This is a genomic window from Bacillus cereus group sp. MYBK216-1 (assembly GCF_051916495.1).
GTDB lineage: Bacteria > Bacillota > Bacilli > Bacillales > Bacillaceae_G > Bacillus_A > Bacillus_A thuringiensis_K.
On record NZ_JBQAGT010000009.1, the window covers coordinates 46,732 to 59,251 of the forward strand.

Genomic DNA, 12,520 nt, shown 5'->3' on the forward strand with positions numbered 1-12,520 from the left:
GATTTTTAGTTTGCTTTTTCTTGTTTAAAAGCAATGTCTTTGGAAATGAATTCTGCGTCCTTATGAATATCATTCCAACTTTGTTTAGCAGCTTTTAAATCGTCAGGTATTAACGAAAGTTTATGTTCTTGCATTTGATCGATATTATCATATAAATCTTTATAATTAGCCCCCATTTTATTCCATTGTTGCTGAATACTTGTTAGAGACATGATTGCTTGGTCCACTGTCTGATACAAATATGTTAGAGTGTCCTTGGTATTAGTAAGTGAAATAACCGCTTGATTAGCCAGATCAGCTTTCATACTTAATTCTCCGATTTTATTCGAAATTTCATTATAAGAATTCATATGATTAGATGCCTCGACACCAGCAGCTGTTCCTAAACCGATACCAGCGGCTCCTAGAGCTGTAAGACCACCCACAACAGCTGGTGTAGCTGTACCACCCGTCACAACAATTACTACCGCTCCTGCAATCGTTCCAATAACTAAAATAGCAGCTCCTAATCCACCACCAATTGACCAGGCTAATACATTATCAAAATGTGATTTCTGTGTAGAACGTAAATTCTCAATTTCGGCCTGAAGTTGTGGGACTAGTGCTTGTTTTCCCGCTAATATAGCCGTCAATCCGCCCTGTCCATCTGGACCACCAACATTATTTTTAAAATCTACAGTATTTGTATACAACTTTGTTTTAAAAGCCTCTAACATCTTAATGACTTCCGTAACATCATTTGAATTTGTATGAATTGTATCGATTAAATCCCCTATTCCTTCTTTGAGGCTCACCTTATCTTTCTTTTTTACAGTGTCTACTAATGTGTCGTAATAGTTTTGAAATTGCTCATCATAATTTACAATATTACGTGCTGTTTTTTGAATGTTTGGCTTCGCTGTATCTAACCAGTAATTTGCATTGATTCGTGACAGTTCCTGATTTAGGTGAATATTTTTGATTAATTCTCCTCCTCCGGAACCTAAATCAATGTTGGATAAATTTACATTCGGTTGCTTAATCATAGTTTTTGCGTACAAATCCATTACAAGAATATGAGAGCCTGTTTCGGCCAACGCTTTCTTTAATCCATCAGGTCCTAACGCATAATTTTCTATTTTCTGTTCCTGAGCTGTCTGTTCTTGTGCAAGTGCATGAATAGTACTACCATTCGTAGCAGTTATAACCGTTGCTAAAGTGGCTAAAGTTATAACCTTAAATGGAAATTTCATCATTTGATCTCCTCCTTATTTTCAGTTGCAATATAATCTTTTTGATAAACCTATGTTCTTAATATTAGAATTTATAAACTTGTTCTTCGAGTTGAGTTGTTACACTTTTTAATCGTCTTAATGTATCTTTTTGAGACTGAGTGTTATTGGCATCAACTTCAGTCGATAATTTTGTAATACTATTATTTATTAGATCCAAATCCTCTTTGTAACGTTTCATTAGCTCAATTTCTCCATCTACTTGGTTAGCAAATGTATGCAAATCATTTTGCATGAAAAGAATCATTGATTTTTGTAAATCCGCTACAGTTAATTTAGTTGTTAAGTCATATAATTTCTGATTTTGTTTCTCTAAATCATTTAAATATGCACGTTGCTCTGCTGTTAGTTTATTAATTTCAGCAAAAGTATTATATGTTTTTTTTATTTTTTCAGGATCAATCACTTTCATAAGGTCATATTCTTTCGTTTTTGTAACTGCAGCCGCAGCGATTTCGCCTTTTTTACTTTTCTCTATCGCTTCACGTGCTTCTTTTTTGGCAGCTTCAATTTCTATAGCTGATTTTCCCTTTTCTTTTGCTTCTTGTTCTGCTTTCTTCTCTGCGTCTACAATGGCATTGTTTATTTCTTTTCCTTTGTTATACGCTACTACTGCTGTTTGAGCAGCCGGTTCAATGATATCTTTCGATAGACTATAAATTTCTTGGAATACCTTTAGCCCTTGTTCATTTAAAGCCCCAGGTAATAATGCTATTTGCTGTAAATCATTTTGAATTGATTTTTTTGTATCTAGCATTTCATTTTTTAACTTATCTATTTTTCCTGTTCCCTCTGAATTAAGGACACTCTGTGCTTTTGCCACATCAGTATCAAGATTTTTCAACTTCTTATCTACCTGTAGTTTTAGATCTGTTAACTCATTAATTTGACGTTGCACACTTTCTTGGTTTGTTATGGTCATGTCTTGAAGGACTTCCAGTCTATCTGTAAACCCTTCTTTATCTTCCCCATTATCTATAAATCCTTTTAATGTTGGATAATAACTATTAAATTTAGTTACAAATCCTTTACTTTTTGAATTTAATAGAATTAATTTAGGATAAAGTTCGGATGACCACTCTTTCATATCTTGTTTAATTAGAAATTGAGTTGTATTTAAAGATGGAACTTCTTCAAGTTGTACATTCGGACTTGCTAAAGCTCCATCGATAAAGGTTTGTGTTAACTTGGAGTGTGCACCTATTTTTCGTAATGCCGAGGAAATATCTATATTATCTTGTTTTGTTTCTGCCTGAACAATTGGCGTTGCGAGAGTATTGATAGGAATAGTCGCCCCGGTAACAATTGATGTTATTAAAAATCCTGCCATAATTTTGCTCTTCATTCCTTACACCTCTTTACTATTATTTTTTACGATTTTAATCGTATATGCTGTAAAATCTAACGTTAGAATTTCTTCATACACACTTGAGGATAGAATTTTTTCGAAAGAGTAATTGCATCACGTTTTTTATTTGTTTTTGATAGAATATAAGGTCCTTACTTCCCCCCCATTTTAATCACTATGTTTTTTATAAGTAAACTAGAAAATCGTATTTGTAATATTTGATTTTTCTGATATTAAATGCTTTGTTTTTTTAAAATTATATTTAAAAAGTTTTCATACTATTATCACTTCATGAAGCGAAATAATTTTACTACTATAATTAAACATAAAATTTGTTGGTATCATTGAATCTTAATAAATATCATATAAAGAAATGTTTTCACTATAACTTTATGGGATTTTATGTATTATGTACTTTATATGAATATGTACAATTGCATACTCATATAAAGTACTATCCTTGAATAACAGACAAGGCAGTCGCCATACATTCCTATCAACTTAAGAGTTTTTACTCCCCCAAGTGTAAAAAAGTTATTATCTCTAAAATTTAACTAGAAAAGATGATGTTTTTTATCCATCTTTCAATTCAAGATAAATTACAACTATTTTTTAAAGCTTGTTCGAACTGGAGAATACAACCAAATTAATCTAGATAATATAGTGACGAAGTTTTTTCTCAGAAAGAAGGAACTGATTCTAAAAATGAAATAACTTTATTGCTACTCAACAATTCCTTAATCGGTCTTTCCGTCCAGATTTTTTGGGAACTATAAGAATATCCCTTAAGATAAACAGATCCCAAGGGACAAAACATTGCAATTTTTTAAAACGTCGAGACTTTATTTAAAAAAACGACATTAAAAATTTTCTTCAAATCCAGGAGCATAACTTTGCAGCAAACAAAAAGAACCATAAGTTTGCTGTTCCAGAAAACTTATGGTTCATATTACACTTATTTTGAAAATTATTCATGCGAATCTTATACTTATTTTTTTTAGGCTATATTACCTTTAATTAAATTGGAATAGTTGATAAAATCAATCATTCCAAATGTTCATTTAATGTTGAATCTTTTTTAGTCATGTTAAAAAATCCTCTCCAAGTAATAGTGTAACATCAATGTGTGTACATGGTCTTTTTTACATTGTCTACCTAAAGAGGATAATATCGATTATTACTTTGATTAAGTCCTTTTGTTTATATATATTTATTTTTAAACCGTCGTTTACAGCAGATTAACTACTACCTGTCTTTCTATCCACTTATCTAGCTTATTTTTCGTATCATCATTTAATCGTTTTCTTTTACCGGATAACATCCTTGAAAGTGTTGAATACGAAATATCTATTTCTTTCGCTAAATCACGAATACTTTTATTATTCTTCTCTTTATACGTGTTCATCTTTTCAATATAAAACTCAATACTATTAGGGGTTTCTTGATTTACTATACTTATTGGCTTCTCTTCAATTACCGGTGGCTTTTCTTCCATCTCAATGACCAATGGTGCGTGCTGCTTACTTTTCTTAGTAATCAACTCTTGTTGTAATTTAACAAGTTCATTTGTAGGAGAAATGCTTACTTTTAATTTTAACCAGTAGTTTTCAAACCAGTTTTTTCCCTTACATTTTTCTTCATCAATCTCGGGAGAGTATTTCCACTCTTGAATTACTTGGTCGCTCATAAGGTCATCTAAAGTCTTTTCAAAAACTTGTCTTATTAGACTTGGTTTTCTATTCATGCTTATCTCCATTACTTGTAATAACCCTTTAGGACCACCAATACTATAAGAATGTGTTAAATGTTGATAGGATTGTTGAATGCGCCAACGCCAACTTAGATATCTGGTTAATCTTTTGTGATATCTCTGTTGCTTGCTGTTATACTCTAGGGCTTTTTTTGATAATAAACCTGTTAGCTTTTCAGAGCCATAGAGATATTTTGATAAAAAGCTTCCTGGTGTAACGTGCATACTCTCTATTCCTAATGTTTTATCCGTATCAATATCTTTTGCAATGATAATTTCATCCATTACAAATAATCTTCGAATTCTTTGCTTTTTATAAGCTAGGCTTTCATTTGGATCTTCTTCATTTAATATCACGATCTCATTATCTTCATTGACATAAATAAAAATACTAGCAAGAGCAGCTAATCGCTCCATAATCTTTAATCTGTCTTCTTTTCGATAATAAGCCTTACCATTTTTGATTTGTTTCATATTACACATATTTAATACTTGTTCGTAATGTACAGGCACAATAGTCTTATCATTTTCCGCACTCTTTACCCAAAGTTCAGTTACAATATCGAGGCAGTCCGCCGTCAAATCATCCATTACTCTTGTTAAAAAAGTAGAATCAATCAGTGTATTCCATCTTTTTAATTCTTCCCTTTGTAATTTCATATCACCATCATCGTGTGACGATACTACCACTAGACTATTTTGTTTATCCTGTAATTGAGCAATCCGTACATTCTTATCTTGGTCATCTGTAAACTTATTCTTAGCAATAGTGTCTGATAAATGGTACATAAACCCTGCATTACTTCGTTCTATATAATCACTCTTAGCCTCTGAATGTAAAGGTAATTCTTTTACGATAATAGGCAGTTTAATTCCAAACTCCATATATAAGTCATCTCTTAGACATTCAAAAATTTCTTCTCTATGATTTTCTAGTTTTGGAAGAATGTCTATCGCTGATAATCCTAAAGCTTCCTTTTTAGAGACCCATTTTACTAGCCTTTCGAAAGTCTGTGATGAATAATTTGAGTTGTAAATTTCCTGTAGATCTCTTTCTACATCTTGATAGAATTGTTGCCATGTATTTAAAACCTTTTCACTTCCCTCAACTCCAGTTAAAAGAGGGTAAGCTATATATAAGGTGTTTTGAAATAGTACTTTTAACTTCTCCACTAATAATCCTCCTAATTGCTTCTAATACAATTATATCAATTGCTACTAATCATTTATACCATGTTAATTCTAATATATTTTAATGTCGTAAAAAGATAGCATACATAGAATACAACCATTAATTATTATGTATGTGACGATTTTATTTAGTGCTTTTATAGCCTCGGCTTCTCTTTCAAGAGAAATGTGGGGATTTGTACTATTAATAATTTTAATTTCAATTTTGTTTCCTTATATTTTTAACATTTTAACTTTTGCTAGAAATAGATGGACTAAATTAGTTTATTTAAAATTTCGTTTTGAGCAGATTTTAGATGAAAGTGAGAGAGAATGATTAAACGTATAAGGGACTGTGAACTCTTTATTTACAGTGTTTCCAATGTATACTTTTATTATATGAATTGAGGATATCAGGGGGTTCGGAGAGAAGTTAATAATTAAGGGGATTTGAATATAAACTAATAATGAAAAGTTTACATTGGAAAATAAGCAAAAGAACCTGGTTTTTAGGCTTCTTTTGCTTATTTATAATTCCAATAGTCTCTTTTTGTTTACTTCTTCGTTTTGACGATCCTGGAGATTATAGTGTTCAAAATGTGTTTGGTTTTAACTTTATAATTATTGTATTTTTGGGTTTTGAAATTACTAAATATAAAATTGTATATAGTACCGTTCCTAGTATTACTATCAATAAGGACATTGAAATATCTGAAATGATGCTAACCCAATCTTTATTTTGAACATATTTGATAATGTCTTTATAAAATATTAAGTTCATAAGGATAAACATTGGTAGACTCCAAAATAAAACAATATTAAATAAATGGAAACTAATATTCAAGAATTAACTTTCGTATTTGTAATAGCAACAATACACTTAGTTTTTATTAGTTTGTAAAACCCTTTTCACTAAATGGAAGTAAAACATGCAACACCTTTCTCATCTTGCGTACCCTTAGTTCTAAAGAAGCAACACCATTCTCAACTCACGTACTATTTCACTAGAATAAGCAACATTTTTCCCGTGTTGCGTACTTATTTCTCTAAAGAAGCAACATTTTTCCCAAGTCGCGTACCTATCTTATTAGTGAAATCAGCCATAAATGCTGTTATATCAGGTGATCTAAGATGTTAAATCACAAGCAATTTATATATTACACAAAAATCCTTTCCCAAGTCGCGTACCCATTTTCCTGAAAAAGGAGCAACACCTTTCCCAAGTTGCGTACCAAAAATCAATTGAATTATCAATAAAGTATTGATATTAAAGGATTTCTCCTTTTCTCATTAAATAGCATCATACAAGAAAAGAGCAACATTCCTTCCCAAGTCGCGTACCAAAAATAAAAATAACAATTTTCTCTATCCCTTGTCGCTCTAAGGCCCATAAGGTGTTGCCTTTTTTGAAATTCTCTCTTAAAGGGCACATTTTTACAAAATTCGATTTGCTATAATCATAATTGGTATATTTTATAGTATTTTGACATATATTTCTGAATTTGTAGAACGGAGGTGAAAAAGATGGGGAAATCATTTGTGATACGTAATCAACGGAGCTTAAATGGGCAAACAACAAACGCAGTTTTAGTAACACTCAAATCTTGGCAAAAGCTTGTGGAAGCATTTGAGGAGAAGTACTACAGTTATAAAGATACTTATTTAGAAGATATTCTACAGCACATGACATACGAAGATCGTATTGCTGATGTGGATGGATTTGTCGAAAGAGCCAAACCATCTTTTTCACGTCGCGCAATGTCTGCACTTGCAGAAAAAACGGGAAGAAAGCATAAATTATACGGCATTACGAATGCTGATCTCGAAGTGTTCTTATATATACATAAGAAATGCTTTACTAATGGTGTCATTCCCAATGTAACCATACATATGATGTGGGAAGATTACAAACAATATAAAGAAGAATTTGCTTATATCCAACACTCTCAATTCTATATCGCTTTGAAAAAGTTAAGCTTACATAACATTATCTCCATTGAAAATGAAATTGATGGCTGTTACACAATTAAACTCACTCATTTTCTGAATGAGGAAGCAGAAAAAGCTAATCCGTATGTATATATTAGTCCTGTTGTATTTACAAAGGCTTTCTTTAAGCTATCTGTAGCGGCTAAGAAGCTATTCTTAGATATCGCAATGCAACAACATACAGAAATAACGTTAAAGCGTTCATTAGATAAGTATGACGAAGGAGGCAATAAAACCCACTTCGGCGGGATGTATCGTTTCTTACATAAAAAATATCCGCATCAAATCCGTGCGGTTATCGATGAATTAACAATTACATTACCATGTACGGGTAGTCCCCTATTCAAAATTTGCAAAATGCAAAAAGGTGTAAAGCATACAAAACGATATACGACATTATATCTGTCTATCCATTCAGACTTTTTATGTACGAAAGAATCTGGAGAAGAACAATACAGGGATCCGTTTACACCAAGAGCTACCTATGCTCGTAAAGCGAAATTCATTGAATCACTTCTACAAGAAATGAATATCGGTGAACTGTCTGCAGACATGAATAAGTTCATTCATGTCTTAAAGCATACTTGTCATTGTCAAATTCGCAGTGTCATTCGTGGGCTTCGTGATATGGTTGATCGAAAAGAAGGATATCCAACGAAAATTGTATATACATTGAAAAAATTATTGCATCAGACATCTCAATATCAAACTCTTGATACAGCAGCGAAAGAAGGTCTCTACCCTCTTATTGCGCAGCACATACCAAAAGAGAGAAATAGTGACCGTGAGCAAGCTATCTTTAATTTTGGTCTACATTATTCTATGTACTCTCTTCATAACATTAAGAAGATGTTTAGAAATGTACATGCACTACTGAAGCAGAAGTTTGCGGTACCAGTGACGGAAGAATCTTATCACCTTAATTATTTAAAGTACCAGGAAGAAACGTTATTTAGAAAATATGCATATGATCAGGGCGTTAATCTTCATGCATATATCGCTTTAGAAATTGAAATGCGTGAAAAACTAAAAGTTCGTGGCCATAAAGAACGCACGATTCCAAGTGATGTACGTGAATGGTTTATCGAGGCAATTGATAAGCTGCCACAAGAAAAACTTCGTGTTATTGAGCTACCAAAGCAGTTTAATTTACTAGAATTTATGCGTACCTTCGAACGTTTAGTACGTGCCGGTGTAACAATAACAGCTCCAGATCAGGTGCTAACCGCAATGGAAATAAAATAATAGCAACAAGCTCTCTATTTTTGAAAAAATCGAAAGTGGAGGGCTATTCGTGTTTGGTTTATTCCGCCCTTTTTTTACTAATCTATTTATAAATACATAACTAGAAGGACTTCATGTAAAATGAAGTCTTTTTTTATGCATTTCTATATAAATCCTCTTCTACCTATAGTAGAATCTCCACACTACACATTAAGTATTCTTTACGTGTAGTAAAATATCCAATTTTATATCTACAAAAAATCAGAAGGATATTAATAAAAATAGTAGATATGAGGACAAATATGATCAAATGTGAATACTATTTTACTAATATTGTTGGGAATACTAGTGCTATTGAATTTATCTAATAAAAATCATCAATAATAATGTGAGTTATGTGTAAATACTGTGTAATGTGAACAAATAGCTACATTCTCTGAACAAAATGTGGATAAACAAAACCCGGATACTTCCCTATTTACCAAAATAAAGAAAAAACACTCTATTTTAAAGGTTGAATAAATATAATATGATTTGTATCAATTTTTTTCCGATTTTATGTAGAAATATATAATTTTCTTTCTGCTTTTTTGTAGAATTGAAATTCTAATAATTATTAAATCTAGGGATACATTTTCTACTATTTATGATTTTTTACGTTCTAATATTAAATTTTTCCTTGTGAGAGTAGATCTCTTCCCCATTTTTGATAGCCTATAAAAGTTTTATCTTTATTTCTTTTTAATATATAAGATATATATTTATAATAGATTTTATTATTACTAATATGATTGTTAATAAGATGTCAGACCTAATTGAAAATATTTGTAAAATCCGTTATAATAATGGTAATTAAACATATCATTACTCCCATGTAAAAGGACAAATCTACGAATCCTTATTAGGACGAGATTTGTCTTTTTTTCATTGAAAATAAAAAACAACATATCAAAAAGGAAAAGGGTTGTTTGTCCGTTTTCCTTTTTGATATGCCAGCAACCGAACGTAGCAAAGGGCGGTAGCAGGTCTTTCACTTATTTTTTGTTATTATATATAATAAGAATTTAGGTGATTATAATGATCAAGGGTATTAGTTTAGAAGTAGCATTAGAAGCATTTTCTGCTTATTTAGCAGAAAATGGACGTAAACAATCTAGGGTTGAACGTTATAATTACGATATTAAAGGTTTTTATAAGTGACTAAGAGTAAATGAGAAACTCCTACATATCAAATCATGGAGTGAACTATCTAAAGAAAATTATTAGGAGTATTTCTATGAGCTAGAAAACAAGACACAGAATATGGCGGTTCTTAAATAAATTGAACATGTCTAAACTTCAGTATATGGTTTTCACCTCTCCTTAATTCCTGATCAATCACTAAGTGATAAGGATTTTATAATCGAAGCAGAAAAAAATTATTAAAACAAACTATACTTTCCACAAAAGGATTAACAGAAAGACAAGTTAAATATCGCCCTCTTATTATGGATAAAAACGCTTTTATAATAGATTTAGTAGTAAACTATGGGTTGTCTACAAGAGCTTGTATCGCCTAATATGAGCCATATACAGTTTGTTAGAAATACCTTAGTGGTTCGTGGTGAGAATGGCATAAATAGATATATCATTATAAAAGGATTATACGAAAATTATCTACAATTACTATAAAACTATTTCGGAACCTTTAAGAGCTAGAAAGTATACAGATAATCCCTATTTGTGGCATTTAATTTTAATCATGGAACATATAGTTGGGTGTACGAAAAAGATGATCAAAAGGCTTTGTATGAGGTTGCTACACAAAAGATGATTCCACTTGAAGTGAAACGAGCAGGGTTGAATAAACGTATCTTGACGCAGCAGATGCGAAATAAATTCATGGTTCGTCTTATTAAGCAAGGCTCTTAATTACTGTTATCATGAGAGGTTTAGAAGTGTATAAACAAGCGATTAGCTGCTTATTTATCTGTATTAGCCTAGATATTTTGTAATGTCAGTGAGATATCAGCCATCATAGAAGTGTTTCTACTCCAACCTAGGAAGCCAAGATATCAATAGGTTTTGTACGGTTCTCTAGCAGAATCTCAGCAATTGTATTACATAATAGTGTCAACGGACTATCTTTTCCCCACTGTAACCTACAAAACAACAATTTCGAGATAAATAGACTTTTTTCATTTCCTCTTTAATTTCTCTATATGTATTCATCATTATAAAACATGCCTCTTCTTTTCTACATAGAAAAAGAGAGTCCCTTACTATAGGAACCCTCTCTTATGTATATCCTCTATTTTTAATCAATCACAATTTCATGTATATTTAGCTTGTTTAATTTTTCATTATAGAAACTCATTACTTTTTGAGCATGTTGAGCCATTAATCCATCTTGGACAGTAAGTGCTTCAAAATACGGATAAACGAATGTCTGTAACATAACCATTCAGCTTCACGTATTGTTCTAAAATCAATGAGAACTCCTCAACTAATTTACGACAAGATTTGTGCAGCAGTGAACTACCCGCCACTTAACGTCCTAACGGACTGTTTGAAGTGGGGGCTTCTCGGTTAGTCGTTACTTTTGGTAGCTAACGAATTCGTCCTAAGACAGCCGAGCTAACTCCTTTGTTCCAAGGGTTATTTTATTGCTATCTATGCTAACGCCAATAGGCGTATTGCTTCATTTTTGATATTGATAGCTGCGTTATAATCTCTATCGAGATTTACACCGCATATACAAGAATAGACTCGCTCAGACAATGACATATTTTTCACATTTCCACAACTGCTACATGTTTTTGTGGAAGGAAACCATTTGTCTATTTTCACAAGCTGTTTGCCTTGTTCATTTAGTTTATAAGCTAAGAAAGAAGTGAACATACCCCAAGCATTATCAGCGACGCTTTTTCCAAAATGAAGTGCTTGCGATATTCCCTTCATATTTAGATCTTCAATAGCTACAACATCAAAATGAGTAGCTAACTCTTTAGACTTATGATGAAGGAAGTTCTTACGTTGGTTTGCTACTTTTTCATGCAGCTTAGCTACACGGATACGTTGTTTATTCCAACGCCCTGAACCTTTTGTACGTCTTGATAATACTCGTTGAGCATTTGCTAATCGGTCTAACATTTCACGATAGAACTTAGGATAATTGGCTCTCTCATCCTCAGAACTGACGTATAATTGATCCATCGCAAAGTCTAATCCAACAACTGTTTCTACTTCTTTTTGTACGATCTCTTTTTCGTATTCAGTCAAAATGGACACATAGTATTTACCAGTAGGTGTCATAGAAATCGTACATGACTTGATTATATGGCCTTGTGGTATTTCTCTATGCTGTTTGATACGTACCATTTTCAGTTTTGGCAATTTGATATGACCGTTAAGCAACATAATATTTCCGTTCACTACATTCGTTGTATAAGACTTTCTGTCTTTTTTGCTTTTGAATGTTGGGAAGTCATTTTGACCACGAAAGAAATTTTTATAGGCAGTTTGCAAGTTTAGTTGAGCATTTGCCAAAGCTAATGAATCAACTTCTTTTAACCACTCAAATTCTGCTTTGTATTTCGCAGGAGTGGGAAGCTTTTGTTTCTTTAGTTGATTCTTATCATCTTTATGTTTTTCATACGCTTCTTTCCGTTCAGCTAACATTCTGTTATACACGAAACGTACACAACCGAAAGTTTTACGCATAAGATGTGCTTGGTCTTCTGTTGGATACAAACGGAATTTATATGCTTTATTCTGCTTTGTCATATC

General features: G+C 32.0%; 6 protein-coding genes and 3 pseudogenes. 3 read left to right on the top strand and 6 right to left on the bottom strand.

All coding sequences use genetic code 11. From position 1 onward, the window contains the following. Window positions 1-5 precede the first annotated feature (5 nt). The 3 genes from hblD to ACTFRH_RS24295 form a co-directional block, all read right to left on the bottom strand. A complete protein-coding gene (gene hblD, locus ACTFRH_RS24285; protein ID WP_000975322.1) occupies window positions 6-1,235 on the bottom strand; it encodes a hemolysin BL lytic component L1 in 1,230 nt (409 codons plus the stop codon). 61 nt (window positions 1,236-1,296) lie between these two features. Then, a complete protein-coding gene (gene hblC, locus ACTFRH_RS24290; RefSeq protein ID WP_000836973.1) occupies window positions 1,297-2,616 on the bottom strand; it encodes a hemolysin BL lytic component L2 in 1,320 nt (439 codons plus the stop codon). 1,231 nt (window positions 2,617-3,847) lie between these two features. Continuing rightward, entirely contained in the window at window positions 3,848-5,542 is a 1,695-nt protein-coding gene (locus tag ACTFRH_RS24295; RefSeq protein ID WP_000413211.1) for a helix-turn-helix domain-containing protein, read from the bottom strand. Between the two features lie 127 nt (window positions 5,543-5,669). On the opposite strand from ACTFRH_RS24295, the gene ACTFRH_RS24300 reads away from it, so the two are divergent. The 3 genes and pseudogenes from ACTFRH_RS24300 to ACTFRH_RS24310 form a co-directional block, all read left to right on the top strand. Next, complete coding sequence (locus tag ACTFRH_RS24300; protein WP_003303983.1) at window positions 5,670-5,876, top strand: hypothetical protein; 207 nt, start codon at window positions 5,670-5,672, stop codon at window positions 5,874-5,876. A gap of 1,187 nt (window positions 5,877-7,063) precedes the next feature. Then, window positions 7,064-8,773 (top strand): hypothetical protein, encoded by a 1,710-nt coding sequence (locus ACTFRH_RS24305; RefSeq protein ID WP_000520287.1) that lies wholly within the window; start codon window positions 7,064-7,066, stop codon window positions 8,771-8,773. A gap of 1,056 nt (window positions 8,774-9,829) precedes the next feature. Next, a pseudogene (locus ACTFRH_RS24310) lies at window positions 9,830-10,657 on the top strand (integrase); the annotation flags it as partial. A gap of 136 nt (window positions 10,658-10,793) precedes the next feature. Here ACTFRH_RS24310 and ACTFRH_RS24315 read toward each other — a convergent pair. From ACTFRH_RS24315 to ACTFRH_RS24325, 3 genes and pseudogenes are all read right to left on the bottom strand, one after another. Beyond that, window positions 10,794-10,966: pseudogene (locus ACTFRH_RS24315) on the bottom strand (phosphoadenosine phosphosulfate reductase family protein); the annotation flags it as partial. 82 nt (window positions 10,967-11,048) lie between these two features. Beyond that, window positions 11,049-11,265, bottom strand: a pseudogene (locus tag ACTFRH_RS24320) (HEPN domain-containing protein); the annotation flags it as partial. Window positions 11,266-11,404: 139 nt separating this feature from the next. After that, the gene (locus ACTFRH_RS24325; protein ID WP_000166235.1) at window positions 11,405-12,517 is read right to left on the bottom strand and encodes an RNA-guided endonuclease TnpB family protein; all 1,113 of its coding nucleotides are present in this window, start codon (window positions 12,515-12,517) and stop codon (window positions 11,405-11,407) included. Between the last annotated feature and the right edge of the window lie 3 nt (window positions 12,518-12,520).

Bases quoted from the DNA above. Each gene is read 5' to 3' on its own strand.
- hblD (WP_000975322.1), bottom strand. From the start codon at position 1,235: ATGATGAAATTTCCATTTAAGGTTATAACTTTAGCCACTTTAGCAACG.
- hblC (WP_000836973.1), bottom strand. From the start codon at position 2,616: ATGAAGAGCAAAATTATGGCAGGATTTTTAATAACATCAATTGTTACC.
- ACTFRH_RS24300 (WP_003303983.1), top strand. From the start codon at position 5,670: ATGTATGTGACGATTTTATTTAGTGCTTTTATAGCCTCGGCTTCTCTT.
- ACTFRH_RS24305 (WP_000520287.1), top strand. From the start codon at position 7,064: ATGGGGAAATCATTTGTGATACGTAATCAACGGAGCTTAAATGGGCAA.
- ACTFRH_RS24325 (WP_000166235.1), bottom strand. From the start codon at position 12,517: ATGACAAAGCAGAATAAAGCATATAAATTCCGTTTGTATCCAACAGAA.